This window comes from Bacillus sp. T-10(2022) (assembly GCF_056502895.1).
Genome location: NZ_CP113518.1, coordinates 1483389 through 1510043 on the forward strand (window position 1 = coordinate 1483389; position 26655 = coordinate 1510043).

Annotated in this window: 29 protein-coding genes, 1 tRNA gene and 1 pseudogene; 20 read left to right on the forward strand and 11 right to left on the reverse strand. The window is 36.8% G+C overall.

Translation table 11 applies throughout. The features are described 5' to 3' along the window. Positions 1-100 precede the first annotated feature (100 nt). The 6 genes from OSJ91_RS07275 (at position 101) to spoVIF (ending at position 3110) form a co-directional block, all read left to right on the forward strand. Complete coding sequence (locus tag OSJ91_RS07275; RefSeq protein WP_350301754.1) at positions 101-598, forward strand: YhcN/YlaJ family sporulation lipoprotein; 498 nt, start codon at positions 101-103, stop codon at positions 596-598. A 17-nt stretch (positions 599-615) separates the two neighbouring features. Beyond that, a complete protein-coding gene (gene spoVAC, locus OSJ91_RS07280; protein WP_034314464.1) occupies positions 616-1086 on the forward strand; it encodes a stage V sporulation protein AC in 471 nt (156 codons plus the stop codon). Between the two features lie 3 nt (positions 1087-1089). Further along, positions 1090-2115, forward strand: a complete 1026-nt coding sequence (gene spoVAD / locus OSJ91_RS07285; RefSeq protein WP_350301755.1) for a stage V sporulation protein AD — start codon at positions 1090-1092, stop codon at positions 2113-2115. Between the two features lie 16 nt (positions 2116-2131). After that, positions 2132-2488, forward strand: coding sequence for a stage V sporulation protein AE (spoVAE, locus tag OSJ91_RS07290; RefSeq protein ID WP_350301756.1), 357 nt, complete (start codon positions 2132-2134; stop codon positions 2486-2488). 102 nt (positions 2489-2590) lie between these two features. After that, on the forward strand, positions 2591-2743 hold the full coding sequence (locus OSJ91_RS07295) for a YjcZ family sporulation protein (RefSeq protein ID WP_072272578.1): 153 nt from the start codon (positions 2591-2593) through the stop codon (positions 2741-2743). Between the two features lie 112 nt (positions 2744-2855). Next, positions 2856-3110, forward strand: coding sequence for a sporulation-specific transcription regulator SpoVIF (gene spoVIF, locus OSJ91_RS07300; RefSeq protein WP_034314458.1), 255 nt, complete (start codon positions 2856-2858; stop codon positions 3108-3110). A 194-nt stretch (positions 3111-3304) separates the two neighbouring features. Here the strand turns inward: spoVIF and OSJ91_RS07305 are convergent, their stop codons facing one another. After that, positions 3305-5578: an ATP-dependent helicase gene (locus OSJ91_RS07305; protein ID WP_413016285.1), complete on the reverse strand. Its 2274-nt coding sequence runs from the start codon at positions 5576-5578 to the stop codon at positions 3305-3307. A gap of 151 nt (positions 5579-5729) precedes the next feature. Here OSJ91_RS07305 and OSJ91_RS07310 point away from each other — a divergent pair, with 151 nt between their 5' ends. After that, positions 5730-6026 (forward strand): hypothetical protein, encoded by a 297-nt coding sequence (locus tag OSJ91_RS07310; RefSeq protein WP_413016287.1) that lies wholly within the window; start codon positions 5730-5732, stop codon positions 6024-6026. A 55-nt stretch (positions 6027-6081) separates the two neighbouring features. On the opposite strand, the gene OSJ91_RS07315 is transcribed toward OSJ91_RS07310, so the two are convergent. The 5 genes from OSJ91_RS07315 to OSJ91_RS07335 all read right to left on the reverse strand — a co-directional run bounded on the left by OSJ91_RS07315 (position 6082) and on the right by OSJ91_RS07335 (position 8977). Further along, positions 6082-6570, reverse strand: coding sequence for a spore coat protein (locus OSJ91_RS07315; RefSeq protein ID WP_350301759.1), 489 nt, complete (start codon positions 6568-6570; stop codon positions 6082-6084). Between the two features lie 233 nt (positions 6571-6803). Continuing rightward, a complete protein-coding gene (locus OSJ91_RS07320) occupies positions 6804-7067 on the reverse strand; it encodes a hypothetical protein (RefSeq protein WP_350301760.1) in 264 nt (87 codons plus the stop codon). A gap of 159 nt (positions 7068-7226) precedes the next feature. Continuing rightward, complete coding sequence (locus OSJ91_RS07325) at positions 7227-7655, reverse strand: GNAT family N-acetyltransferase (protein WP_350301761.1); 429 nt, start codon at positions 7653-7655, stop codon at positions 7227-7229. Positions 7656-7659: 4 nt separating this feature from the next. Continuing rightward, complete coding sequence (locus OSJ91_RS07330) at positions 7660-8175, reverse strand: YjcG family protein (protein ID WP_350301762.1); 516 nt, start codon at positions 8173-8175, stop codon at positions 7660-7662. Between the two features lie 79 nt (positions 8176-8254). Then, on the reverse strand, positions 8255-8977 hold the full coding sequence (locus tag OSJ91_RS07335; protein WP_101224090.1) for an alpha/beta hydrolase: 723 nt from the start codon (positions 8975-8977) through the stop codon (positions 8255-8257). Between the two features lie 192 nt (positions 8978-9169). Here OSJ91_RS07335 and OSJ91_RS07340 point away from each other — a divergent pair, with 192 nt between their 5' ends. Beyond that, positions 9170-9727: a phosphatidylglycerophosphatase A family protein gene (locus tag OSJ91_RS07340; protein WP_101224089.1), complete on the forward strand. Its 558-nt coding sequence runs from the start codon at positions 9170-9172 to the stop codon at positions 9725-9727. A gap of 18 nt (positions 9728-9745) precedes the next feature. On the opposite strand, the gene OSJ91_RS07345 is transcribed toward OSJ91_RS07340, so the two are convergent. Beyond that, on the reverse strand, positions 9746-9967 hold the full coding sequence (locus OSJ91_RS07345; protein ID WP_101224088.1) for a hypothetical protein: 222 nt from the start codon (positions 9965-9967) through the stop codon (positions 9746-9748). 1401 nt (positions 9968-11368) lie between these two features. On the opposite strand from OSJ91_RS07345, the gene OSJ91_RS07350 reads away from it, so the two are divergent. Continuing rightward, positions 11369-11779, forward strand: coding sequence for a hypothetical protein (locus tag OSJ91_RS07350; RefSeq protein WP_485891299.1), 411 nt, complete (start codon positions 11369-11371; stop codon positions 11777-11779). Between the two features lie 586 nt (positions 11780-12365). Here the strand turns inward: OSJ91_RS07350 and OSJ91_RS07355 are convergent. Genes OSJ91_RS07355 through OSJ91_RS07365 form a run of 3 tightly spaced genes read right to left on the reverse strand, consistent with a single transcriptional unit; the run spans position 12366 to position 15131 of the window. Then, entirely contained in the window at positions 12366-13397 is a 1032-nt protein-coding gene (locus OSJ91_RS07355) for a glycosyltransferase family 4 protein (RefSeq protein ID WP_485891300.1), read from the reverse strand. After that, a complete protein-coding gene (locus tag OSJ91_RS07360; protein ID WP_485891301.1) occupies positions 13394-14110 on the reverse strand; it encodes a glycosyltransferase in 717 nt (238 codons plus the stop codon). Before OSJ91_RS07360 ends, OSJ91_RS07355 begins: the two co-directional genes overlap by 4 nt. Before the next feature lies 1 nt (position 14111). Next, positions 14112-15131, reverse strand: coding sequence for a glycosyltransferase family 4 protein (locus OSJ91_RS07365; RefSeq protein ID WP_485891302.1), 1020 nt, complete (start codon positions 15129-15131; stop codon positions 14112-14114). A 226-nt stretch (positions 15132-15357) separates the two neighbouring features. On the opposite strand from OSJ91_RS07365, the gene OSJ91_RS07370 reads away from it, so the two are divergent. Together OSJ91_RS07370 and OSJ91_RS07375 are read left to right on the forward strand one after the other, a co-directional pair. After that, complete coding sequence (locus OSJ91_RS07370; RefSeq protein WP_485891303.1) at positions 15358-16140, forward strand: sulfotransferase domain-containing protein; 783 nt, start codon at positions 15358-15360, stop codon at positions 16138-16140. Between the two features lie 982 nt (positions 16141-17122). Continuing rightward, positions 17123-17194 (forward strand) — tRNA-Val (locus tag OSJ91_RS07375). A gap of 51 nt (positions 17195-17245) precedes the next feature. On the opposite strand, the pseudogene OSJ91_RS07380 reads toward OSJ91_RS07375, so the two are convergent. Next, positions 17246-17458, reverse strand: a pseudogene (locus OSJ91_RS07380) (tyrosine-type recombinase/integrase); the annotation flags it as partial. 321 nt (positions 17459-17779) lie between these two features. On the opposite strand from OSJ91_RS07380, the gene OSJ91_RS07385 reads away from it, so the two are divergent. The 9 genes from OSJ91_RS07385 to OSJ91_RS07425 all read left to right on the forward strand — a co-directional run bounded on the left by OSJ91_RS07385 (position 17780) and on the right by OSJ91_RS07425 (position 26488). Then, complete coding sequence (locus OSJ91_RS07385) at positions 17780-18082, forward strand: WXG100 family type VII secretion target (RefSeq protein WP_350301776.1); 303 nt, start codon at positions 17780-17782, stop codon at positions 18080-18082. Between the two features lie 35 nt (positions 18083-18117). After that, entirely contained in the window at positions 18118-18285 is a 168-nt protein-coding gene (locus tag OSJ91_RS07390) for a hypothetical protein (protein WP_157831085.1), read from the forward strand. A gap of 261 nt (positions 18286-18546) precedes the next feature. Continuing rightward, positions 18547-19794, forward strand: coding sequence for a glycine zipper domain-containing protein (locus OSJ91_RS07395; RefSeq protein ID WP_485891304.1), 1248 nt, complete (start codon positions 18547-18549; stop codon positions 19792-19794). Positions 19795-19803: 9 nt separating this feature from the next. Further along, positions 19804-20598, forward strand: a complete 795-nt coding sequence (locus OSJ91_RS07400) for a hypothetical protein (protein WP_413016295.1) — start codon at positions 19804-19806, stop codon at positions 20596-20598. Between the two features lie 13 nt (positions 20599-20611). After that, positions 20612-21169: a DUF5381 family protein gene (locus OSJ91_RS07405; protein WP_413016297.1), complete on the forward strand. Its 558-nt coding sequence runs from the start codon at positions 20612-20614 to the stop codon at positions 21167-21169. Between the two features lie 585 nt (positions 21170-21754). Next, entirely contained in the window at positions 21755-22171 is a 417-nt protein-coding gene (locus tag OSJ91_RS07410) for a hypothetical protein (protein WP_350301780.1), read from the forward strand. Positions 22172-22529: 358 nt separating this feature from the next. After that, positions 22530-24164: an ATP-binding protein gene (locus tag OSJ91_RS07415; protein ID WP_350301781.1), complete on the forward strand. Its 1635-nt coding sequence runs from the start codon at positions 22530-22532 to the stop codon at positions 24162-24164. A gap of 211 nt (positions 24165-24375) precedes the next feature. Continuing rightward, positions 24376-25248 carry an HNH endonuclease gene (locus tag OSJ91_RS07420; protein WP_350301782.1) on the forward strand — a complete coding sequence of 291 codons (873 nt, stop codon included), beginning with the start codon at positions 24376-24378 and terminating at the stop codon, positions 25246-25248. 412 nt (positions 25249-25660) lie between these two features. After that, positions 25661-26488 (forward strand): hypothetical protein, encoded by an 828-nt coding sequence (locus OSJ91_RS07425; protein ID WP_485891305.1) that lies wholly within the window; start codon positions 25661-25663, stop codon positions 26486-26488. Positions 26489-26655: the final 167 nt, after the last annotated feature.

Genomic DNA, 26655 nt, shown 5'->3' on the forward strand with positions numbered 1-26655 from the left:
TCCATTTCGGAAAGGTTTTTTTATTTCCTAATCCTACCATTCATAAAAAAACAGTTAAACAAGAAAATAACAATAGAACGATAAATTAGGATGTGATTCTATGTTCAGACAAGGAAGGTATTTTAAGGTCAGCTTTCTGGTTTTTATAGTTGTTTTGTGTGTGCTTACTGCATGCAGCAATAAGAATGATGGAAAAACGGAGAATTTAGCAATGATTAAACGAACGAATCCTGAACCGATGGATATCATTAATGGGATGGATGAGAAGGATGAAAAGGGACTGATCTCAAAGGTCAAGGAAACAGTTGCTAATGAAGACACGATCTATGACGTGATCGTCGTGAAAAACGACAAAAAGATTATCGTCGCTTATAAAGTTAAGCACTTACAACGTTTTCATATGAAGAAAATTGAAAAGACTGTGACTGAAAATCTGGAAGAGAAGTTTCCCAAAAATGATTTTATCGTATCTAGCGATTATAAAATCTTTTTGGAATCGGTAAGATTGAACGAGTTACTTAAGGAAAAAGATGTACCCGAGAAAAAGGCTAGGAAGAAGTTCAAGGAAATTGAGGAACTTCAAAAAGAATTAATTTAGAAGAGAGGTTCAGCAATATGAGCGGCAAGGATAAAACGACCCCAATACAGGATGCGTATCAAGAGCTTCAAGGGAAGCATGAAATTAAAAGACCAATAGTGAAGAATTGTTTGAAGGCCTTTTTAGTAGGTGGCATTTTCTGCATAGTGGGACAAGCCATTTCCTACTTCTATATTTATTTTTTCAACTTTACGGAGCAGACAGCAGGAGGTCCGACAACAGCTACCATGGTGTTTCTGGCCCTTTTGATGACCGGTTTCGGGTTTTACGACCGCATTGGCCAGTTTGGGGGGGCAGGGAGTGCCGTCCCTGTCACGGGATTCGGTAACGCAGTCATTTCTGCAGCAATCGAACATCGGACGGAAGGTTTTGTACTTGGAGTTGGATCCAATATGTTTAAATTGGCCGGATCGGTTATTTTATTTGGAGTATTTTCAGCCTTTGTCGTGGCGTTGATAAAAACGATTTACCTAATGATTGGGGGCTAAGCAGTGTTAAAGGGAAAACAAACATGGATGTTCACCAATAAACCGGTCATCTTGGAAACTGGGGTAACAGGCGGGCCATTTGAAGCTAATGGAGAAATCGCGGGTGATTTCGATATTTTATACGACGATTTGTGGATGGAGCAGGATTCATATGAGAAGGCTCATCGGCATTTGATGGAGAAAGCGGTAGAGCTTGCATTGGAGAAAGGTAAGATTAGCAAGGAGCAGGTGCAATTTTTCTTGGCGGGTGATTTAATCAATCAGGTTACACCGACAAGCTTTGCAGCCAGAACCAATGGAATTCCATATTTCGGCTTGTTTGGAGCCTGTTCCACATCGATGGAAGGGCTTGCTCTAGCTGCCTTCATCACTAATTATGGGGGGGCTAACTATGTGTTGACAGGTGCATCGAGCCACAATGCAGCTGTTGAAAAACAATTTCGCTATCCAACTGAATATGGCGGGCAAAAACCACCTACAGCTCAATGGACGATAACAGGAGCGGGTGTTGCGCTGGTTGCTCCTGATGGAAGCATGCAAGGGGAATTTCCCCATATTGTCTCGGCCACTATTGGAAAGGTCATTGACATGGGATTGAAAGATCCTTTCAATATGGGGGGAGCGATGGCCCCGGCGGCCGCCGATACGATTCTTTCCCATTTTAAAGATACTGGTTTGACCCCGGATGATTACGATTTCATCATTACCGGTGATTTAGGTCAAATAGGGAGGGAGACAGCTCTTGACTTATTAAAGCAAAAGGGCTGTGATATCAATCAGGAAAAATTCAAGGATTGCGGATTGATGATTTTTAAAAAGGACCAGCCTGTTTTGGCTGGCGGGAGCGGTGCGGGATGTTCGGCAGTCGTTTTATACGGTCATATATTAAATGAAATGATTTCCGGTAAATATAAAAAAATCCTGCTTGTCGCAACAGGTGCATTATTGTCGCCACTTTCCGTTCAGCAAAAAGATACGATTCCGTGCATTGCCCATGCGGTGGCCATTGAGTATGGGATGAATTCATGAAAAAGGAGAGATTTCGATGTTAGCAATGTTTTTTTGGGCCTTTGTCATCGGTGGCTTGATTTGTGTTGTCGGCCAGCTTCTTTTCGATGTTGCTAAGCTGACACCAGCACATACGTTAAGCTTGTTCGTTGTAATAGGAGCTGTTCTTGCCGGATTTGATTTATATGAGCCGCTAGTTGACTTTGCCGGTGCTGGAGCAACCATTCCAATCGTTTCGTTTGGGAACTCGCTGGTGAACGGGGCGATGATGGAATCGGAAAAACATGGTCTCGTCGGCGTACTGACAGGCATGTTTGAAATTACGAGTTCCGGTATCTCTGCAGCAATCATCTTTGGATTCATCGGAGCTTTGGTTTTCAGACCAAAAGGATGAAACAAGCGGAAATAGGCAGCCTGGACTAGGACATGGCCTATACATATTTGTCCAGACCTACATATGTTATCAGTAAGCTTTAGCGAGAGCGAGGTGATATGTATGTTTGGTTTTGGTGGCTACGGTTGTTGTGGCGGCAGCGGTTATGGATACGGCGGTGGTTATGGCGGAGGATACGGTGGCGGCGGTTCCACTTTCGCGATAATCGTTGTATTGTTTATCCTATTGATCATTGTAGGGGCTTCTTTCTGCTAAGGAAAATGGAATAGGCAGAAGAAGCCTATTCCATTTTTTTTATTTGCATGGGCCTAGCACCATTTTTCTGATAATGCCATAGGATAGGTACAGAAAAGGGAGGGGCTTAGGTATGGATAATAACTTTTTTAAAAACATAGAAGGTAAAACCGGCGTAAATATGAAAGATGTATTAGAATTGGCAAACTCGCTCCAAGGAGCCAATTTCAAAGATGAAACGACTGTTAGAAATGTCATTAAGCGCGTTTCAAAAATCGCAAATAAACCGGTCAATAAAGAAACGGAAGATAAAATCGTTCATTCCATCGTAGCTGAAGGGAATAAACTCGATTTCGGGACGATATCCAATATGATAAATAAAAAGTGAAAAAAGGCCTGCTATATGCAGGCCTTCAGACTGCAGACAAACTCGAAGGAAGCGGGTTTGCCTGCAGTTTTTTTATTAAAAAAAGTTGGAGCTTCAGTTCATTCCATAAAATTGTAAGTAATTCGGGATGAGACCATTCCGAACACTATTTTGTTTTATTCATATTTCCATAAATGGTTAGCATCAGCTTTTGGTCAAAGCTTCAAGAAACGTGATGGATGGGCGGTCCGTCCGCGTCTAGTTTGCAGGATGGAAAGGTAAAGATCCTTTTTGGCCCTGGTTGCCGCTACATAGAGCAATCGTCTTTCCTCTTCAAGAGGGGATAGTTCCCCTTTTCGGTAAGATTCAAGTGCGAAATCATGAGGGATGCTGCCATCGACAGCAGCAAGGACATAAACGGTTTTGTATTCAAGCCCTTTGGAACGGTGTATCGTGGTAAGCTGTATGGCATCCTTAAAATGTTTCGATAGCTGTTTAATCTCTTGGACCATTGCAGTCATATGATCGACATGTTCAAGGAAAGCGGCGACCGTGGGAAAACGATTTGCCGCCACCTTTAAGTCACGGATGTCATCGGACCCTTTTTCCTGGTTCGCATCATTGCCGCGTTTTTTTACATATTCCTGGTATCCTAAATCTTTTTCGATGATTTCTAAAGCTACGAGTGGCGACATAATTTTTAAAGAGCGGATCTGTCCTGGAATCGTTTTTAATTTTCGTTCCTGAAAAGCATGTCCTGTCTTAATAAAAGCAAATGCATCGATAAAATCACAATCCTGCAATATTGTCATTGCTTTTAATTCCTGTAAAATACTTTGCTTTAAGAATAAGGAGGAAAGGACATCAGCTGCTGCCTTGCTGTCATGCGGGAACAAACTCAAACGCATAAAGGCAAGCATGCCGCGAATGACCTTGCGCTGATAAAACGAATCCGCATCCTTTTCAATGACGAATGGCAGGTTGGAAGAGGCCAGCCGTTCAAAAATGGCCCTGGACATCGTGTGTGTCCTGTACAATATCGCAAAATCCCCAGGATTTGCTCCCTTGGATATTTTCTCTTGGATATCAGATACGATCATCGTTGCTTCCAATTCCTCATCATAAGGATAAAATAAAACAGGGGGATTTCCTGAATCATGCTGTGCGCTCATCTTTTTCTCCATCCGGTTCTGGTTGCGCTTGATCAATCGGTTCGCTGTAGCGACAATTTCATGGGAAGAGCGGTAGTTCTCCGTCAGCTTCACAACTTGGGAACGAGGGAAATCATGATTGAAATTCAAAATATACTTCGGATCGCTTCCCCGGAATGAATAGATCGATTGATCATCATCTCCAACTGCACATACATTTTTTGATTCAGCAGAGAGGAGTTTTATCAATTCATATTGAACTTTATTGATATCCTGAAACTCATCTACCAAAAAATAATTAAACCTTTGCTGATATTTCTTTAAAAAATCCGGGTTGTTTTTTAAAAATACATAACAGCCTACAAGCATATCATCAAAATCATACTTCCCTGTTTGCTGTTTATATTCTTCATATTTCTTATATAAAAATAAACACGATTTCTCCCAATCGTCCTTAGGTTGGATATCTTCTGGAAAAGCCAATGAGTTTTTCCAAAGCCCGATTTGTTGAAGGGCTTGATCATATGCAAACTCCTTATCATCAAGTTCCAATTCCCTGCCAGCCTGTTTCAATACCTTTTCTTTTTCCCACTCCCACTTCAATAGGAAATCACGCTGCCATTTGGCTGGTTCATGGAAAATCAGGATTTTGTAAAAGATGCTATGAAAGGTCCCGCTAACGATTTGAGAAACAAGGGAAGGAGTCATATAGGGATAACCGAGCAGACGCTGCTGCATTTCCTTAGCGGATTTCGCCGTAAATGTTACAAGCATGATACTTTTAGGATCAATCTTTTTCACTGTAAGCATGTAGGCTGTGCGTACCGTCAACACGCGGGTTTTCCCGCTGCCTGCTCCTGAAAGTACGAGAATTGGTCCATCGATCGTCGTTACCGCCTTTAGTTGCTCTGCATCGAGAACAACCCCTGATGAGGATAATTCTTGAAAGTATGGTTCCTCTGATTGTGCCAGGCAGGATGGTTTATCTGAATATTTCGGATTGCCGGTTATGGGCCGGCTTTTAAGGAAAGGTTCTGTAATGGTTTTCGTTTCCGTAATGGTCCGTGATGTAGGAATCCTAAATCCATTCTGTTCCATATATTCTAATGGCTTTTCCTCATTTATTGGTTTTGAAATTGGCATGTCACAGGGTAACTGCGATGGATCACTATGATAAAAATAAGGCGTTTCATGGATTCCAATAAATAATTTCACTGGTTTATGACAAATGATACAAGAAAGCTGATCACGTTTTCCTTTTTCAAAAAGTGTCTGCAGCTCACCAGCTGAAACGGTATGTAAATGTACGATTTCATTGCCAGATTTTGCTTGATTCATATAAATGGATACCTCTAATCTATTAAAAATATCGGCAATACTCATCATACCAGAAGATTAGGAAAAAAGAATGCGGAAATCGTGTTTATATATTGTTTCGGACGGGTAATTAAATGACAACACAACTATGTAAATATAAGGAGGGAAAACTATGGGGTACATAGCACCTGTCACACAATTTGATTATATTCAATATGCCAACCGGACGGTCGAAGCTGCAGAGAAAGTAAGAATTGTTAAAGGGACGACACCCATTCAACCTATCCGTTTTGATCAGGTGCTGGAAAGGGAAAGGGGAAGCTTTGAAGGATTACATCAAATGAAAGATAATAATCGGGAAAGTACATATGGGGCAGGCACATATAAATATCAAATGGGCATGAGGGTCAGTGAAGATTTAACGGCTGAAATGACTGGAAAAGGCAGGTTTTTCAACGAAGTTGTCTAGTTCTGCCATCAAAAACAAAAGAGGACACGCGAAGTGTCCTTTTTGTGTTGATTCCTTAGAGAATGTCAATTTCTACGATTAGAGCTAACAATAGTTGAAGTAATAATTGGATGTTTAGAGCGATTTGAGCATCCGTTGTTGTAATTTCGATATCACGGCTGTTTTCAACAATTGTTTTTTGGCGCGTGATTTGTTTAACATTAGAAGATTGGATTAATTCTTGAGTGATCTTCTCAGCATTATCAGAATCTGCGATGGAAATGCTTACGATGACCGCAATTGCAGCTTGTAGAGCAGCTTGAAGAGAAAGGGCCGCTTTAACATCCGTTGAAGTGATATTTACATTACAAGAATCTTTAATGTAAATAAGTTCTTCAGAAAGCTGAAGTTGATTATTATCCTGTATTGCCTCTTGGTTAATGCGTGTGTCATCGTCGTTACAGAATCCTGACAGGGGATGTCTGGAAGCGGAATCTAGAGCCGACCATGATCTTTCAGAGTCTTCATGTGTGTTACAGTTGCTACGATATACATTTTGGTTCATGTTGTTTTTTCCTCCTTAGGTTTTATTCCCTATTAAAATATGCTTTGATGGGTAATCGGGTTGGACGAATAAATCAGTTAATTCGTCTATTTTTTAATACTTAGAGAAAGTATTGGTGTGTGGGGATGAATAATAAAGAAGCTGGAGCTTTAGGAATGAAATGTAAGTGCTGCTATGTCTCGGTTTACTTATTTCTCGCCAGCAAGTAAGGTTTGATTAGGTGATATGGTGTGTCATTTATTTTTGGAATCCGTGAATTTGTTGTGAATGGAATTTGTAACTGGATTAACATCATGTTCAGTGATGTTCTTTTCTTGGTTTATGATTTTTAGTGATTGCTCTTGTAAATGGCGAATGGTTTCTTTAAGGTTGTTTTTCTCTCTTTCAGTCAGATCGACTTTTTCCTTTTTGAAACCATGTTTTCTCATAGTCCTCGAAACCAGCAGTTCCATCAGTCTTTTTTGAGACTCCTCCAGGTTAAAATCATTGTTACCCATAAAATTTTCCCTCCTTCTTGCTTTCTATATATAGACTATGTATTTTTGCGGAGATTGCCATTGAACGGAAATGGTTTTTTTTATAAAACGATAATTTAAGTTCATGAACGAACAAAAAAAGCTGTCCAATCAGAGAACTGAAAGGACAGCTTTTTTATATTATAAAATGGTTTTCTTCATTGTTTTATGAGGAATGCCGGCATCCATGAATTCGTCGGAAACGATCTCATACCCTAATTTCGAATAAAAAGGGATGGCATGGACCTGGGAATCAAGCTTCAATTGAGGTACTTCCTGCTGGATGGCGTATTCCTCAATAGCATTCATGATCATGGCACCGGCACCATTCTTACGGCCCGATGATAGTACACAAATGCGCTGGACTTTACCAATGTTGTCGATGACCCTGAAACGGCCGGCACCGATTGGCTGATGCTGATCATCATATAAAACGAAATGTGTAGACTCTTGTTCATATTCATCGATCTCTTCTTCAAGAGGGACGTTTTGTTCTTGGACGAACACTTTTTTTCTGATCATATAAGCATTTTCAAGCTCTTGGCTGTTCTCTGCGATTTTTACAAACACGAAATCATTCAGCTCCTAATCTAAATGTTTCATAAACGGTCCATGCCCCATCTTCAAGTTGATACAGCAAGTGAACTCGTTTCACCTCTTCTTCATGGCTGATGTCAAGCATGCTTAATTGGCCTAAAACATCAGAATGCTCATTATCGGATAAATCTTGAGCGATGGTAATATGCGGGACAAATGCATGTTCACTTTCACTTTTTATGAAATCCTCATTGTTAAGTGCATCATGCAGTTCTTGAAGCCCTTCGGATAATTCCACTTTGAAATAAATAGTATTGCTTACAGGTTGGAAAGACTTCGTTTTCGTAACGCTAATCGTAAAAGGCCTGCACTTACGAGCAATGTCTTTTAATTGATCCGCGATTGTTGAAATTTCCATATCCGTCGCTTCGAACGTTGGTTTAAGCGTCAGATGCGGTGGAATGAAAGCATATTTCGTATCATACCGTTTGCGATAGGAGTTAGCTAAATCTTGAAGTTTTTTTGAAGGGAAAATTGCAACACCATATTTCATAAATAAAACCTCCTGATATTTTTTTAGTTGTATTATAGTTGGCCATGCTTTTTCTTGAAACCATCTCAAAAAGAGAGGATTAGAACATTTCCAATAGTGCTCGTTTTAAATCTGCCTGCCAGTATTTCCAGGTATGATTACCTTCAAATTCTTCATAGAAGTAAGGAAATCCTTTTTGATTTATTAATTTATGCAATTCCCTGTTGGGCTCTATGAAGTTTGCCTTCTTGCCATCCGTCGTTGGAACATCTGTTTCCCCAGTCCCGATCACATGGTAAAGTTCGAGGAGATGCGGATCCTCAAAATTACGTACAGCATCCATTACTGCTTCATTGGCAAGTGGCGACTGCATGATGCATTTCCCGAATGTATGCGGATACTTTAGGGCGGCCAATAAAGAAACTGTACCGCCAAGAGAGTCACCGATCAAAGTTCGACCATGTCCCATTTGATAGGTTGGGAATTCATCATCTAAAAACGGGACAAGTTCATGGGCAAGAAAACGTATGTATGCAATGTGCTGTTCCCCGTCCGGATGATATTTGCGCCTACGGTCAAAGCGGTCTTTATAGGGAATGCCGACAATGATGATATTCTCAATCTCATCGTTCCCTAACAGTTCATCTGCTACCCGACCAATTCGACCCATTTGAAAATAATCACGGCCATCCTGAGCAATCACAAGCGAATATTTATACAGTGGCGAAAAATTAGCAGGCAAGTAAACAAGCAGTTCCAATTCTTCTGCTAAAGCTTCGCTTTTAAACATGTACTCTTTAATTGTGCCTTTGCGTAAACTCATTCTCCCGCACCTCAATGATAATTAATAATTAAAAACAACTTACTTGATTATTTTAGCATAGCCTTGCGACTTTTTCCCGTGACAAGATTTTAGAATAGAAAATTTTCATTGTATTTTCTAAAAATTTGAATAATAAGGTGCTATAATAAAAGGATATAGAAAAATAATACAATAAAAAAGGTGGCGAATAAAATGGCAGATGTACAGGTACACAGCAGGGAAGTAACGAAGGCGGCTAAACGAACATTATTAGAGCGTGGTGTCAGTGTGGAGGCAATTGCAAAAATCGTTTATGAATTGCAGTTCCCGTACAAAGCTGATCTTAAGCTGGAGGAATGCATCCACAGCGTTGAGCGTGTCCTGTTGAAAAGGGAAATTCAACATGCCATTTTAGTCGGTGTGGAGCTGGATAAACTGGCCGAGCAAAAAAAGCTATCAGAACCCCTGCAATCTATTGTTGAGTCTGATGAAGGGCTATTCGGAGTGGATGAAACGATTGCCTTTGGTGCAGTACTCGGTTACGGAAGCATTGCTGTAACGACCTTTGGCCATTTGGATAAAAATAAAATAGGCGTCATACACGAACTTGATAAGAAGCAAGAAGGAATCGTGCATACCTTCCTGGATGATATCGTTGCAAGCATTGCCGCGAGTGCCGCCTCAAGGTTAGCTCACCGTCTGAGAGATGAAGAAGAATCGTTAACCGAACAGGAAAAGGACATCCAGGAAGAAGAAGAGTTAATCGGTTGAACCTTGATTAACTCTTCTTCAGCCAGACCTATCAAACCTGGCCTTAATGAGGCGGGCAGAAAGGATATTGGCCACTTTAAATGTCCGTTTTGTCTGCCTTAGGAAACAGAATGCGTGAATATGTCCTGGATAAATTTCAAGCACCTGAATTTTCCGCTGCGTGATCTTACCTTGTTCGGAGAGATAAATTATCTCCAATGGAGCATTTCCTTCCATATGTTTACGAAGTATATATTTCATTCCCTGTCACTCCTTTGCTGACTTGCTTGCTATCATTATATGCGAACGTACGTTTTATATGCAAGTGAAAAGGGAATGTTCGTTCGTGTTTTGCGGAGCGGGGAAATAAAATAAGAAAAAATTAAAACTTTTTTAATATAATGCGTTGACTTTTTAACAAAAAATATAATTGATTTGGGAAAGCTGGTTGAGTTTAACTCCAATTTATGCTCTAGTCTTTAACACCAATAATCAAGCTATGAGTAAGAGTTTAGAAGTAGTCAAATACTAACACTTTAGGTAAGTTTATCGACTTTACATATAATATACTTACTAAACATTTCTCTCTTTTGATTTCAAAAAGAGTAAGGTGATTTTTGTGTTAATCCTATTCTTTTTTCAATGAAATTATCTTGAAGGATGGAAAGGATAACTATTGGTGGTTACTTTTTAAATGCCTCTTGAGCTGATAGGGAAAATACGACAAAGAAAACTTTTGAGTTATTTATCCCATTGTAATAACGACAGGGAAACAATCCAAGCTATTTAATTAAAAGAAGATATCCGGATTAAGAATTCTACTAACTAGCAAATATCCTAACAATAGTTACATTATTTTCCTTGTTGCTAACTTAAGAAGGTTAGGTTTTCTATGTTAAACTATTAAAAGTTTGTGATTAAATATAATTGCTTGACAAAGTTCAAACGGATTTCCACAAAGTTTTTTATTTGGTAGCTTACATATAGCTAAATAACACTTTTTTCTTACATCGGATAAGTCTTCTTAGTTTTTTAACCAATTCTATTAACAATATTAATCAACTAAAATATATATTGAACAAGAGTTTTCCATAGTTAAGCATGATATTAATGCGAACATAGAGAAAACTTTAAGTGGAGCCCAATTCATTAATAGTATGAGTTGATGATATAGGTGTAAATCTTGGTATAACCTAAATACAGCTCACTTGAAATGCTTGATTCACGTATGATTCTTAAAAGTGATCTTCAATTGTAATTGCTAAATTAACTGAGTATGTGAGATTCCAGACCATTTGAAAAAACTTTGAGAGGGGGCAATGTCTGTCAAAAAGGGGATGATTGTAAGCCAGTAAAAAAAATTAACACTTAGAATAAATGATCTATAAAAGTCAACTACACTAATAGCCTGTGATAATACCGAATTTTAGTTTCAATATATCAATAAAAGAAAACAAAGCTTATGATATTGCTTAGTCGGATTCTAGCTTTCTCTTAAATCAAGTCATTAGTCCTTCAGGCTGTCGGAAAACTCCCGACAGCCTACTTTGTTGTTTTATTACATTAAACCTATTTATTAATAAATAGGAGATTACACAATCAAAAAAAAAAAAAAATCATATACTTTAAGGTAACAAATTCTAAATAATGGTGGTGTATTTTTTGGTTAAACAAATTGTTGATTTTAACGCAAGTGTGCCTAGTAATTTTAGTAGTAGTTTAAACCGACCAGTTCCAGCGGCACCCTCTAATATTACGCTTGCTGCATTTGGTCTTGCGGTGCTTGACCCAGATACGGATGTCTTATTAATTGGAACAGTAGAGTTTACTTCACTTTTGGGTTTTCCGCAAATCGTAATCCGAGTTTTCAGAGACACAGGAGTAATCGGTACTGTAATGATTGAAACTCTAGCACTAAATGAAGTAAGAAATACAACATTCCAAATCGTAGATCAAAATGCCCCTGTGGGGTATCACAGCTATAGAATCACGGCAGAGGTAACAAACTCCTTGATTACAAATCAGGCTAGCGCTACTGGTCCCATCACATTTTCAGGAACATCGATTTTATAAAGGTGGGGAATCTCTCAAGTTTTTTTCTGGAGATTTTTATACGCAGGAATAATGATTGGGGTACAATAGTATTAGAAGTTTTAGAAAAAAATAAATCAAAATTCTCTTCACTAGAATAATCAAATGATTCAGATAATTACACGAGGGAATGGCTGACCACATAAAGTAAACAGTAAAACAAAATAAAGTAACCCTGAGTTTAAAATTCAAATCAGGGTTATTTTTTGTTTCTTATAGAACGATTGTAATTATACATTCGAAAGGATTGAGTAAAGTGAATTAAACCCTACTTAAAATGGATAAAACATTCTCCGTACAAGTACTATCCTAGCTGATTACTTTTTTACATACCTGTTTTCTTATTAAACTTTAAATGTTAGCTGTGTTTTTCTCCATAAAAAATTAAATAGGTAATGTCTATTTCCTAATTTGATTGGTTTCTAGCTTGGAAATGCCTTAGAGGGCCATTATTTTAAAAAATCTAGTCTTTCATCTTTCCATTTCGTATTACTATAATGGGGGCATAACCCCAGTTAAAGGGAATTTTTAAACCGGTAATGGTTGGGTTTATTAATTTAAATAGTACCTACGTTTTTTGTAGGATTTGTGTGACGGCATGTTCAAAAGCGGATACACTTTTTTTCCATGTCCACTTAGCTGATTCATTCTGGCCTTCCAAGGCTAATTTACTCCTCAAATCTGGGTCATCGATAAGGCGAGTGATATCCTGAAAAAGACGGTTTTCATAACGATAAGAAAGCAGACAATTTTCTTCATGACGACAATAATCTTGGTTCCCTCCTGCATAGGTGGTCACCAACGCTGCACCACACCTCATTGCTTCAAGACCAGGTAAACAGGCCGTATCATAGGTTGATGAATTAACAAAAATATCTGTATGGTTATAGTGATAGCATAATTCGGTGTCATTTCCCGGAGTGAAGAAACGGTATTTCTTATTGTTTTTAAGTTTCTGCAAACTAGGAGAATTGGCTAGCTCTTTTGGGGGGCAAAATAGATTGATAATAACATGAGGATGATGTTGTGTAACTAATTCCAATTGTTCTATAAGATAATCTTGTTCACGATGCCAGGAGTATCCCCCTTCTGGAATCCTTACAATTGCTGATATTTGTAGAGGACTATTAGGTTTACGTATATTAAGATTTTTAAAGGTGGAACTTACTCCAACTGGTACGATATGCCCTTTTACTCCGTGATTTAAAAAAATGATTTGCTGTTGCCACTTGGACAAAACTAATAGATTAGGCATATGATACGTCTTGAAAGTAACATTATTTTCTGGTAAAAAGGTGGGTTCATAGCATAAGCTTAGTCGTATGTGTGTTCCCTTTCCGTTTTCACTTGCTGCTTGGGCCGAAGGAAAGATGGAATAAAAGTTAGATACGATGATATCACTTTTTGGATAGTCCTTTTCTAATATTTGGTGAGATGACGTCCGTATAATTTTCCCATGAATGTCATATTCAAGGTCTCCTTGGCGTGGCATTAGAATGATAACATCATGTCCTTTATAAACTAGACCGTTTACTAATTCGGCAAGCATTCGCTGAGCACCACCTTTGCAGAGGGTCAAAATGGGGAATGTAATTTTCATTTTCTTAACTCCCTCTGTATCATTTGTTTCAATTCTGCTTGCCGCTTTTGTTGGACGTAGTTAATCTCCCTGAGGATTTCTTTTTCATGTTTCTTTGTTCCCATCTCGTCATGTACACGATACAAGACAAGCGGTTCATCTAAATAATAAAAATTATAATATTTCAACACACGTATCCATAAATCGTAATCATGCGTGAAGGGTAGGGATTCATCAAATAAGCCAACCTTTGAGAAGATATTCATATTCATCATAACTGTACATCCATTGATGAAACAGCCTTTTCTCATTTGTTCTAGGAACTGTAGCCGGTTTGGGAAATTAATACCGATGGATCCACTTAAAGTCAAGTTATGTGAATCAATATATAAATAAGATGAATAACTTGCCTCTGCATTCCGTTCTTTCATAAATTTAAGTTGTTTTTGGATTTTTTCTGGTTCGTATCGGTCATCGGAGCTTAGCCAGGAGAAATAATCACCTGTTGCATTCTGAATACCGATATTCAATGCACTGGCTGTACCTCCATTTGATTTTTCAATATAACGATGAACCTTATTTAGATAGGGTCTAATTTTCTCCATATGCTCAGTTGAACCGTCGTTAACAACGATAATTTCTATGTTTGAATAGCTTTGGTTTAAAGCACTTTCAATAGCTTGATCAACATAAGGACAATTATAAACCGGAATAATTATAGACACTTTTTCCATTTTACCTTCTCATCCTTTCTTCATGTATGGATTCCAATGCATCTATCATTGACTTTAAATATCCGGCTTTTGTGAACTTTTGTGAGGTTTCAAAACCACCTGATATTAGTTTTTTTGCTAACAGTTCGTTCGATATAATTGAAAGAATACCGGATGCGAGTGATTGGGGATTTTTAGGCAAAGTAAGGAAGGCGCTCTCTAAATCTTTGCAGAAGTCTAACACACCACCCGAATTTGTCGTCACTACTGGTGTACCGCATGCCATGGCTTCGAGTGGAGGCAAGGAAAAGGCTTCAAACCATGAAGAAGAGACAAATAGATCTGATGACCGGTACAATTCGGCCATACCTTGTTCATCTTGAGCTGGAAAAATTTTATAGGGAATTCCCTCCTCGAGATAAAGAACGCCATCCGGACTAATTATATGAACAATAAATGGTTCGGAATATTCTTTCTTTACGATTTTTATTGCTTCAGCAAAATCATTAAATCCTTTCAATTCATAATTTACCGCATCTCGTCCAATGTAAAGAATCACTTTAGGTTTATTTGCTTCAAACACCTTAGGCTGAGGTCCGGGATGAAAAACATTATGATCAATACCTAGATTGATAACTTGGCTCCTTTTGTTGACATGGTTAAAAATCTGATCATCTAACCATTTGGAAATGCTGATAATTGGTACATCCTGTTGATATGAGTGGAGGGCCTCATTTTTGTCAGGTACCCAATAGGGTTCGAATCCAAGGCTTAATCGAACAGTTTGTTTTGGCCACGCTTCGACCGAAGGACGTACAGTTGTATAAAAATTAGGAAGAATAATATCCCCATAAGGAATATATTCTTTTGATAATTCTGGGACTATTGTTAATTTACAACGCACATTGTATTTCACCGTACCGGTTTGAGGCATCACTATTTCTGTATCGTGCCCACGATCCTTTAAAGCGTTAGCTATCTCGACAAGTACATTGCATCCACCTCCGATATGCAAATCTCCTACGGGAATTACGACTTTCATTTTTTTGCCCCCAATTCAAATGTTTTATCTATTATATGGAAGTCCTCTTCGCATTGACATACCTTCTTCCACTAATTGTTTTTTTTTGTGCTTTAACCCATATTTTTTAAAAAACTAACATTATTAACCATTTTATCTCGTATGCTATCGTAAAGCTTAGTTAGATTGATGAATTAGTCTCTAACCTATGAAATAGAACTAAGTAAAATATTAAGGAGGTTTATACATGAATCACGGTATTGGTTTATTGCCACCCTTTATTATGTCTTCAGTACCTAAAAGCGGAACACATTTGATGCATCAAATACTAAATGGATTATCAAATGTAACAAATGACATAGGGAATGCAGAAAAGAAATTTTTTATTGATCATCATGTACAGGATATTACTATTTATAAAGATCATTTTTATCGATTGGCTTACTTACAGCCAAATGAGTTTGGATTAGGTCATTTATTTTACTCAGAACAATATGCTTATATGTTAGAACGGTTAAAACTAAAACATATTTTTATTTACCGTGATCCGCGTGATGTTTTAATATCTTTGGCATACTTCGTTCCGTCAAAATGGCCGGAACACCCCCTATACAATGATTTCAATAATAATAGAATAAATCATAAAGATCGAATTTTGGCATTGTTAAAGGGAGTGGATGGAAAATGGCCTGATTTTGATGCATGGAATCGGCCATTTTATCAATGGATAAAGGTACCAAATACTTTGACTATTTCGTTTGAAGAACTGATGTCTTCAAGAGAATCCAGACAAGCTGCCTTATCAAAAATCGTGTATTATCTGTGGGACCGGCAGCAATTGCCGGAATCTTTGGAGAGTATGCTTGTGAAAATGGAGGGAAATATAGCCCCTAGTAGATCCAATACTTTTAGAAAAGGTGAGATTGGTTCATGGCGAGAGGAGTTTGATGCTGAAGTTAAGCAGACATTTAAAGCAGTTGCGGGAAGATTACTAATCGATTTTGGTTATGAAAAAGATCAAAATTGGTAGAAATAAACTTAAAAAAGGATTGTTCCAAATAACTATTTTATAGTTATCGATTTCTTACTGTGGATTGAACATTATTAGACTTTAGACATTTTAATTAAGTAGTATGAGAGATGATTTTATGTATTATCATCTCTTTTTTTAGTTCTTTTGAACTTTTTTATATAAGACATTAGTTGTTTTTAATAAATCATTACTTTCCAATGGAAGTATAACTGTTTCGTGGCAAGGAGTATTGTTCACCCATTGTAATGAGTAAAATCGCCATTCCGTCGGATGCTGAAATAGTATTGCCTGATTTTCACATTTGCTGAAACCGCAGAGTTCATGACCGGTGAATATTTATGAAATCCCAACGGAGACATCTTCAAAATAAATGGCTGTATTCACGGCTTCAACCAAGGCGCCGCCATTGATTTTGTACTAAATAGGAGGAATTAATGTTAAGAGGTTCAAATTGGGGCAGGTTGATCAGGGTATAACCAAAATGGACTGTATATAGTTAACTTTAATTGCAGATTTACGTGAATATAGTGATCTTCGAAAACTCCAGATCATCTAGAAAAACATTTGAGAGGAAGCAGTTGGTAAACTGGCTTCTTCTTCCATTTACTATTTACAACACAAAGGGATATTTTCTAGATAACAATTCACGGATTTATAAATTAGGGAGTGAACTTAATCGTGAGAATCATATCTCTTGGAGTCCAACAGAATTTAAAAAGCTTCATAGCTTGAAAATGAGGATATAGAATTTAATCCATTAGTTTTTTCATGAATGGTGAGGATCAAAAAATTGCGACAATAAGACCTTATTTAATTAATATTTAAATGATTTATATGGATGGGTCTAATAAAAATAAAATTTTTACTAAATGCAAAAAAAAATTTAATAAAACTACTTGTTTTTTTGAAAATACCACTATATAATAAGTCATGTTCACAAAAGTAATCAGTAACTAAGACTAAAGATTGATTTACATACGACTTGTTAGCTCAGTGGGAGAGCACTTCCTTGACAGGGAAGGGGTCGTGGGTTCGAATCCCTCACAGGTCATCAACTAACAAAGGCTCAAATCCTTGATATAACAAGGATTTGGGTCTTTTTTTATTTTGTCTTACTGGACTTCTGAAGGGCGTTGTGTAAAATATCAGCCACTTCATCATCTTGGTTGGGCATCATATGGGCGTAATGCTCTAACGTGATGCTAAGTTTCGAATGTCCTAAACGAGCCGCTACTTTGACGATAACTACCCCTTCAGAGATCAAGATGGAGGCGTGGGTGTGCCGGATATCGTGAAACCGAATGGATGTCACGTTAGCATCCTCAACCGAATACTTCTATAGCTTTCCAACGACCTCCATTTTTAACGGCAGAAATGGATAAACCTTCTTTCTCTGCATGAGGAAAATTCCAGTTTCCCTCGTTATATCATGGCATATTTGCCAACTACACTCGTTATGTTAATAAAATAAAACATTCTTCCTATATCTATTTCTTATTTCAATACTGGGGGCCTATGGAAGTGACTTAGTAATTATAGTAACATTTACTTATCTAAAATAGGGAATTGTTGTATTAAAATGGTATTTGAGAATAAATAGAGAAAAAGTACGTTGACTCAATAATGAGGTGAAAAGATGAATTCGGATAAAGTCAGAGCGTTAACAAAAGTGTTTCAGGAATCTTCTGAGGAGTTAAAATTAGATGAATCAAAATTAATGCAGAGTATACATACGAATACGGAGACATGGGCTGGCGAAGCCCGGAAAAAATTTGATTCAATACTAGATGAAGCAGCTGTCCTATTTCAAAGACATTCAGACAATCTTTATCAAATAAGTAGAGAATTAGAAAGCGCAGCAAATGATGTTGACAGAGTGAGAGAAGAGATTGAAAGACAAAAAGAATTAGAGCGGCTTGCTTGTATGAAGGATGAGTAGAAACAAAATGAATGAAGGATATAAAGAGGTGTCATATGAAACCGAAGAATAGGGATCGTAAAAGTTTGGAAGAGGAAGGCTGGATCCTCCCGGATAAGAATAAGCAAAATAAAGATGGTAGTTTACTCCCCGGCTGCGGTGGTTTTTTTATTTTGTTCATTCAATTTGGTGTTTTGGCACATCAAATAATCACTCTTTTTTAACTCTACCTTATGTCCGCTAAAGTTTTACAACTGTACTTGCCAATAATGATAATTGTTTTGAGAGGTTTAAAATGGCTTGTAATAAGTAGAGACAGGGAAAGAAAAAAGAAGATGACGGTAAGCAAGGAATGGATGAAAATTGGGTACCGGGTTGTGTCGACCTATTTATCCTGCCTTTATAGATTATTCTATTAGGACATCACTTTTTTCATAGTATATAGATGAAATAGTTCATAAAGGAAAAGAAAAGAGGATGATACAGTGGGGAATAAAATTTCAGTAGACCCAGATCGTTTAGAAGATTTAGCAAATGAGTTTGTCTCGCACTTGTCAAAAATTGAAGAAGAATACAAGAGTCTTCATTTGGAACTAGTGAACCTAATTAGCAGTGCTCCAGCAGAGTATAGTCATTGTTTTTATCAAGTAGGAGATCCGTGGGGAACAGGAAATCAATTAGTTGACCTTCTGAGTGAAATGGAGATCGACCTTCGAATGACAGCCAATAAATTTTCCGATGCTGATAACTTAGTCGGTCAACTTTATAAACTGCATGAGAAATATGGAGCGCTCACTACGATGGGTGCATTAGTATCAAAACAGCTGGCATTTTATGGGCTAGGTTTTACGCAATTTATCAAAAATAGTGATGATGTCTATATGTATAAACATATGAATGCCCTAAATAAACTAACAGATGTAGTCGATAATTCCAAATTTCGTAATGTAGCAAGAGCCTATTTAAATCCAACCTTTTTATTGAAAAAATATAGAGATGTTCCATTTGCTGATTTAGTTCACAAAAAGGTTGCTAAATATCTTCCTGGTGATGTTGTTAAGTATACAGATAGTTCAAAGGCATTATTTGAAGGGATTAATCATCGAGCATTGGACTCTACAACGTTTAAATCATTTCTACAGACGGGAGCGAAATTTGCCAAAACCAACGCTGTTAGTGCAGTACTAGTAACAGGAGTAATGGAAGCAGGCGGAATGGGACTGAAAATTTCCGAAAACTATGCGAAATATGGAAATAATCCAGAGGTCTTAAAGCGAGAAAATGCAAAAGCGGTAGGAAATGCAGTGAATAATACCGTAGCGATTTCTGGAGGTTCCATTGCGGGAGCATTCGTAGGAGGTGCTCTAGGAAGTTTAGTAGGCCCAGTCGGTACAGTTGTAGGAGCCGCTGCAGGTTCATTTGTAGGAGGACTTGTTGGAGAGCAAGCGGCTAAACTTACGGCAGGTATAGCAGAGAAAGCAGCGATTGTCATTAAAGAACCTATACATGATGGGCTTGAACTGATTAAAGGTGGTTTGGAGAAAGCTGGGAAAGTTGTTGAAGGTGTTAATAAAGGTGCTGATTTCGTAAATGATCAAATTAAGGATACTATTGCTGACCCAATAGGGAAGGTGGGGGAAATCGGTAAGGGATTATCGAAAGCGAAAGAAACAGCGAGTTCCCTTGCCGATGGAGCAAAAGATTTTTTTGAGGATAAATTTTCATTTTTTTAAGGAGGATATATGAATACCATTCAATTAAGTATTGAAGAGTTACTTTTTTCATTTTATAGTGAAGGTTTATTTGAACAAGGAATGTCGATTAAGGGAGCCTATTTTCAAACGCTTCAAGATGCCGAGTTGAAATTAATGCTAGAAATTGCCTCTCGCTCTTTGTTAGCAAAAGATATGTTAAAGGAAGTAAATAATCAATATAAGTTAAAAGATGAATTTGCTGCCTATATTCATACATTGAATAATGCAGAAAGTACCGTAAAAGCTTCTAAACATCAGCCAGACTTAAATGGAGAAGATAGTATTGCCTTTCATTTTAAAAATGGAGAGGTTTATTTACATAAAGTATTGTACGATCATCAAGTTCACTCTATTTCTAAGCTGCCGAAAGAAGAAATCCTTTCAGTTATAAGCGGTTTTTTCCACTTCCATACGTTAGAAAAGCAAGGTGAAGTTATTCTTCAGTTAAAAAGTGAAGAATTTGAAGAACTTTTAGAAGATGTAAGTCAATCTCATTCTTTACCGGAGTCAATTGTTCAGAAATGGGTAAGTAAAAAGGGAGAGTCTACTAGTATCTTAGAGTTTTTAAATGATATTTCGAATAGAAACGGTAAAATGGATAGTTTAGTAAGCTTAACGTATGACTCAGAGAATAACCCTGACCTAAAAGATCTTTATTTTGTGATTCCAGGAAAGAATGAATGTTGGCTAGCTACAAGGGACAACCTTGACCTGAGTATTCAGAGAGCGAATGAGGAATCTATTAATCAACTATTATTAACCAACAAGATTCTTCCAGCTTAAGGAGGTGCATTATTTGGTAAACGTTAAGAAAGAAAATGACGCCATTCAGATAAAAGGGTCAAAGTTCATGTACGGGTGGATGTTTCTTGCGACTGTAGGTTTTTTAATTGCTTGTTTTTTCTTAATCATACACGGTTTGAAATTTGAGTCCAAGTATTCTTTATTTTACCTTGGCGGTGGTCTCATCTTTACTCCTTTTTACCTTTACCTAACGCTTTGGTCACTTCCAGGTTTTATTCCAGGAAAGGTCCTGTTAACGATTGTCCAAGGTGAAAATGGTACGATTAAGTCGAAGAAAGGTACAGTTTATATTAAGAATATCCGGAATATTGATTTAGTAAGAAATCCACTGAATTTAATCAATGATATAGTCATTGACACCCTTGATAACAAAACCATAAAAATTCGTACGTATAATTTACTTGATGACCTGGATTATCAGGTGGTCGTTGATCAATATCTTTATCCCTATATTACAGAAAATGCAAAAAAAGTATGGGATCGTAAGGTGGATTTAGATAAATTGCAAAGAGTAGCCAAATACGAGCGGCAAGAGCAGAAAATTGATTAACGATCATTCAAATTAAAAGATCTCAGTCCAAAGCTGGTGATTCGCGTCCAATTCTCTTTTTCATTATAAATCTGTTATAATCCCATTACTTTCACTTCCTTGACAGGGAAGGGGGCGTGGGTTCGAATCCTTCACAGGTCATCAACTGCCAAAGGCTCAAATCCTTGATATCACAAGGGCTTGGGTCTTTTTATGTTAATAAAGATAATTTACTCAATTGGTGAATGTAGCACTTCATTACGTTTCTTGGCTTGAAAAGTATTATACAATGCCTTCACTTGAAATGATGGTAGAACAATATCAAGAAGAGTTACAACCAATGATAGAAAGTTTTAAAGTGAAATAAATAGAAGGAGGAAAGTATGGAAGAGTAATTAAAAGTAAAATTCCTTTCCAATTAGGGGTTCTATTAGGGGATTAATCACACTTCTCGTATGACTTACCCTCCACTTCAGTATTATATAGTAAATATTACCTTAATTTTAACTGTGTGATTTTAATATCTCAACAGTTTATCATATAGGAAGAATAACTTAAATCTACTACTATAATGAAGTAAGTCTTTAAAAGGGAAGTGATAGTTAAATGATTTATATAAGCGATATCGAAAAGATAATTAATAACACATTAAATGAGCACAATTTGGATATTACTTATGAATTTGACAATAATTTAAGTGCACCTATGAGTTATAACGTATCGACCAATACTATAAAATTCAATTACCTTCAAGTTAACGGTTATAAAGGGAAAATTAGAATTAAAGAGACAGACGAAGACTTTGTTAAAATTATTCTTTATCGTATGATTGGTTATTATTTAGATTTTAAGAAAAACAAACATGATTTAAGGATTTTAATGTATGGTCACGAAGAAGAAAAAGAAAAGCTAAAATCCGAAATAGAAACTAATGCTTGGGATTATGGGAAAACATTAATACCTGAACAACTATTGGAGTCATATGTTAAAGTTCGTGAATTAGATAAAATGCTAATAAATTAATGTACTCTAAGAAAATGGTGACCTGACTTTAAACTAAAACAAGAAAAGATAAAGAAGCCACCTTGGAGAATCTCTCTGGAGCTGAATTTTGAGTGAGAAATTAAACTGATATCCAATAAGACAAGACCCAGAGAAAGAGAAGTTGTCTTAGAAAGCTTAGGTTTAAACTTGATTTCTAACTTTAATCACGCACCTTCTTTAGAGTAATAGTATCGCCATGTCCAAAACTTGGAAATTAATTGCAAGTCTCTAGAAATTTCTGCAACAGAACCAATTCATTTTATATCTTTATTTATATTTGCCAGCTAAAATTTAGTAAACTAATATATAAAGAGGAGAACTATAGGAGGATTTACTAATGAGCACTCATGAATTTGAAATGAACATAGATGGAGAAATAATCAGATGGGCAGAAAAATCACACGCACAAATCTTCCGCAACTTCTGGCAGTTCTTCATGGAAAAAGATTTACAAAAAACAATTGAAACAATAGAGTTCACAGGAATCCGCACTTACGATTCAGAATACTTCGTAGCCAAAAATGGAAGTAAAAAGAAAAATATCTTTGTAAAAGACAATTACTACGTTTACACCCATTTAACACCATCCGCAATGCAAAAAGCATATGAGAAATTCAAAAAAGGCTGGGAGGATATATATAAACATCCGAAGGGCGAAATGCTTAACATGGAACAGGAGGAAATGCCTGAGGAACTGCAAACAGAAGAAAAGCCAAATTTGAAAAATATTTATGAAAAAAGCCATGCAATTGCTTCGGTTACGGCGTATCATGACTCACATAATAGTTCTCTAGTTATAGAACCTTCCGTTACAAAATTGCCTGACGAAACAGAACCATTAAGAATTCTTTTTGGTCATTCACCCAACAGCAATGAACCATTGTATTGGTATCCAACTACGACTAGTAAAATCATGCATACGAATACAGGTATTATTGGTACGATGGGGACGGGTAAAACTCAGTTTACTAAATCGTTCATTAAACAGATACATGATGGTTCTCTATCTAATGTAAATGGAACACCTATTGATGTTCTCATCTTTGACTATAAAGGTGACTATATCAAAGATGACTTTATAGAGGCGACAAACGCTACAGTGTATCATCCATATCACCTTCCGTATAATCCGTTATCTTTATATAGGGGAAAACAACTAAAGCCGTTATTGCCTTTGCATACAGCTAGTACCATTAAAGAAACAATTGCCAATGCTTTTAATTTAGGTATAAAGCAACAGCAGTTATTGAATGATTTAATCATTGAAGCTTATTCACAAGCTGGTATTTATAAGGCTGATATGGCTACATGGGGTCTGGTACCACCTACATTAAATAATGTATTTGAACGATTAATGGATAGGGAGGATGTAAAAGAAGATAGTCTTTATGCAGCACTAAAACAAATTTATGATTTTGAGATCTTTTCTCCAAATAGTGAGAATACAAAGTCCTTATATGACATGATACAAGGCGTAACGGTTGTAAATCTGGCTGGTTATGATCCAAGTGTTCAGAACTTGATAGTAGGAATCACTTTGGACACCTTCTATTCCCAGATGTCTACAAAAGGGCACAGTACAATTCAAGGAGATTATCGTGAATTAACGAAAATGATACTTGTTGATGAGGCAGATAATTTCTTGAGTCAAGACTTCTCTTCTTTAAAGAAAATTATGAAAGAAGGAAGAGAATATGGCGTTGGTGTAATCCTATCAACCCAATTTTTAGACCACTTTGCAACTACAAATAATGACTATGCTCAGTATATATTGACTTGGATTATACATAGAGTACCTACCATTAAAAAGAAGGAAGTACAAGCTATCTTCAGTCCAGAAAATCAGGCTGAGGGTGAGCAGATAGTTAAAAAGATAGCACAACTTCAAAAACACAAAAGCTTAGTCACGTCTGTTACCAATAATAGATACGAAATTATGGAGGATATGGCGTTCTGGAAGCTTCTAAATTAAACATGGATTTCTGATAAAAAACCCTTTGAATTTAATCATTATTAAATTCAAAGGGTTTCTCAAGTCATCTAAAATTATTGCATCAGAACAACGTAGTGGGTTGCATAACCGAGATTAAATTCTGCAAAACTAAAAATCTACCCAATAATAACGTTAATAGAATGATACAATATTTTACAGGCATTATTAGTTAGTTGCAGGAGGTTTAAACATGAATGGTTATATTGGCATTACTTCTAGGGAATGGTTTACGAATTTATCTTCGCATAATGAAGCAGATGAATTTAACTTTTGGCGTAAGGACACTAAAAACTTTAAATCGATAACCATGGGGGAACCGTTCTTTTTTCTTGTTAAAAATGATAAGAGAGTTAAAGGAGAAAGAGCGGTATTGGGTATGGCTACGTACATACGTTTCGAAGTATTAACGGCAGGTGAAGCATGGGACAGATACCGTAATGCTAACGGTGATGAAGATAAGGAAAGTTTTATAGGTAGAATGAAAACCATGTTTGGAACTGATGCATATACGGGTCAAATAGGATGTATAATTCTTACCGACTTCAAAGTGTTTGATAACCCCGTATATCTAAGCAATATTAATATTAAATTTGCAAAAACCACTATGTCTGGACAGGGTATTACTGATACAGAAAGAAACGCAATTTTAGAGTACGGTTTTAGTTCCGTAGGTAATGTACTACGTAAACTTAACGAAATTGATCGTATAGGGTTTACGGAAGATGACGAAGGTTTTCCAGAAGGAAAGGTTAAATTAAAACAGCATCTAGTACGTGAAAGAAACCCCCTTGTTATTAAACTTGCAAAGGAACGATTCTTACAACAGCACGGTAAGTTATTTTGCGAAGTATGCGAGTTTGATTTCCAACAATATTACGGTGAACTAGGACATGGTTATATAGAAGGTCATCATACGAAACCTGTATCGGAAATGGACGATAACCAAGAAACAAAGGTAGAGGATATCGCCCTGGTATGCGCTAACTGCCACCGTATGCTACACCGTAAACGACCGTGTTTATCAAAAAGTGAACTAAAGCAACTACTACATATGCAACGGTAAACAAAAGTCCATGGATTTCATAGGGTCCATGGCCCTTTAAACACTTTAAAATCAAGGGTTTGATAAATATAATAATGGTGGCAGCCTGGTGGCAAAACCAACATGCCACCAATTACATTTGATTAAATCCTACATAGAAAAAATATTAGCCTATTAAATCAACGTTTTCCAACTAAATCTGTTATAATTCGATTCACTCTTCTTCCTTGACAGGGAAGGGATCGTGGGTTCGAATCCCTCACAGGTCATCAACTGCCAAAGGCTCAAATCCTTGATATCACAAGGATTTGGGTCTTTTTTTGTTTAGCCGAATTGGGGTCGACAATACTTACGATGGTTTAATATTGTAATAATTTAACACACAAGTTATTCTTAAATCACCTAATAAGGCACAATATTAAAGGAGAAAATAGTGAGTTATCTCGGAAAGTATTTGAAAATGCCACCAACAATTGAAAAGCTCCATAAAATAGAGAAGGAAATTGAAAAAGAAGGCTACTCCTTAAGTGAATTATCCCTTTATTTAGAATTTGACTTCTCCCCTTATGAAAATACTCCCTATGATGTCATTACATTTGCTAGTACAGGCGTTGACGGCATACATTTCGGATTTCTAACTGACTTCGGAACAGTATCTGATTTAGAGAATGCTTTTGTTGTATGTATTAGTCCAATGGATTTTGATTCACATATAATGATTGTAGCAAGGAATATAAGGGAGTTTCTTAACTTGGTTTGTACGATGAAAGATGCCTTAACTATTTCTAACTTTAATATCCTGGAAGATGAGGGACAGTATATTCGTTTGCTCAAAGAACTAAAACAAGTAGAACCTGAAGATGAGGAATTTGAAGAGAACGCAAACTATGTAGTGGAAAAGATAATAGCTACATTCGATAGCGAACGAATAGAAGATGTCTATCATTATGTGGAAAGAAAAGTAAGGACAGAAAGAGAGCAACAAACTATTTTATCAACTCTTGATGGGTTAGGCATAATACCTGTAGAGAACATTACAAGCAATTTTCTCCCATACAAACTTGAAAAAGATATGACGATTGACTTGGAAGAAGTGAAGGCCTTTTTTAATTCTGCAACAACAGAAAGTAAAATGGCTTTCTTCAGAGATGTCCAATTTACTTACTTAATTGCAAATGAGATAGCGTTAAAAGAATTGGTCATACATGAAATGATAAAATTAGGTTTACAGGATGAAGTCGGTAGATTATACGTGTTTTAGGTCCTTTTTTTGCCTAATTAACACCATTAACCTTAACAGAACCAAAAATTATTAAAAGGTTACTTGTAGGGGTATTTACTTAATTAGAAATGATCCAAACGAGGTTTTTTTGGAACAATAATTAAGGAGGCTTTCACCAATCACCTCAAGTTTTAATAGATCTATTT

Bases quoted from the DNA above. Each gene is read 5' to 3' on its own strand.
- OSJ91_RS07275 (WP_350301754.1), top strand. From the start codon at position 101: ATGTTCAGACAAGGAAGGTATTTTAAGGTCAGCTTTCTGGTTTTTATA.
- spoVAC (WP_034314464.1), top strand. From the start codon at position 616: ATGAGCGGCAAGGATAAAACGACCCCAATACAGGATGCGTATCAAGAG.
- spoVAE (WP_350301756.1), top strand. From the start codon at position 2,132: ATGTTAGCAATGTTTTTTTGGGCCTTTGTCATCGGTGGCTTGATTTGT.
- OSJ91_RS07295 (WP_072272578.1), top strand. From the start codon at position 2,591: ATGTTTGGTTTTGGTGGCTACGGTTGTTGTGGCGGCAGCGGTTATGGA.
- spoVIF (WP_034314458.1), top strand. From the start codon at position 2,856: ATGGATAATAACTTTTTTAAAAACATAGAAGGTAAAACCGGCGTAAAT.
- OSJ91_RS07305 (WP_413016285.1), bottom strand. From the start codon at position 5,578: ATGAATCAAGCAAAATCTGGCAATGAAATCGTACATTTACATACCGTT.
- OSJ91_RS07310 (WP_413016287.1), top strand. From the start codon at position 5,730: ATGGGGTACATAGCACCTGTCACACAATTTGATTATATTCAATATGCC.
- OSJ91_RS07315 (WP_350301759.1), bottom strand. From the start codon at position 6,570: ATGAACCAAAATGTATATCGTAGCAACTGTAACACACATGAAGACTCT.
- OSJ91_RS07320 (WP_350301760.1), bottom strand. From the start codon at position 7,067: ATGGGTAACAATGATTTTAACCTGGAGGAGTCTCAAAAAAGACTGATG.
- OSJ91_RS07330 (WP_350301762.1), bottom strand. From the start codon at position 8,175: ATGAAATATGGTGTTGCAATTTTCCCTTCAAAAAAACTTCAAGATTTA.
- OSJ91_RS07335 (WP_101224090.1), bottom strand. From the start codon at position 8,977: ATGAGTTTACGCAAAGGCACAATTAAAGAGTACATGTTTAAAAGCGAA.
- OSJ91_RS07340 (WP_101224089.1), top strand. From the start codon at position 9,170: ATGGCAGATGTACAGGTACACAGCAGGGAAGTAACGAAGGCGGCTAAA.
- OSJ91_RS07345 (WP_101224088.1), bottom strand. From the start codon at position 9,967: ATGAAATATATACTTCGTAAACATATGGAAGGAAATGCTCCATTGGAG.
- OSJ91_RS07355 (WP_485891300.1), bottom strand. From the start codon at position 13,397: ATGAAAATTACATTCCCCATTTTGACCCTCTGCAAAGGTGGTGCTCAG.
- OSJ91_RS07360 (WP_485891301.1), bottom strand. From the start codon at position 14,110: ATGGAAAAAGTGTCTATAATTATTCCGGTTTATAATTGTCCTTATGTT.
- OSJ91_RS07365 (WP_485891302.1), bottom strand. From the start codon at position 15,131: ATGAAAGTCGTAATTCCCGTAGGAGATTTGCATATCGGAGGTGGATGC.
- OSJ91_RS07370 (WP_485891303.1), top strand. From the start codon at position 15,358: ATGAATCACGGTATTGGTTTATTGCCACCCTTTATTATGTCTTCAGTA.
- OSJ91_RS07385 (WP_350301776.1), top strand. From the start codon at position 17,780: ATGAATTCGGATAAAGTCAGAGCGTTAACAAAAGTGTTTCAGGAATCT.
- OSJ91_RS07390 (WP_157831085.1), top strand. From the start codon at position 18,118: ATGAAACCGAAGAATAGGGATCGTAAAAGTTTGGAAGAGGAAGGCTGG.
- OSJ91_RS07400 (WP_413016295.1), top strand. From the start codon at position 19,804: ATGAATACCATTCAATTAAGTATTGAAGAGTTACTTTTTTCATTTTAT.
- OSJ91_RS07410 (WP_350301780.1), top strand. From the start codon at position 21,755: ATGATTTATATAAGCGATATCGAAAAGATAATTAATAACACATTAAAT.
- OSJ91_RS07415 (WP_350301781.1), top strand. From the start codon at position 22,530: ATGAGCACTCATGAATTTGAAATGAACATAGATGGAGAAATAATCAGA.
- OSJ91_RS07420 (WP_350301782.1), top strand. From the start codon at position 24,376: ATGAATGGTTATATTGGCATTACTTCTAGGGAATGGTTTACGAATTTA.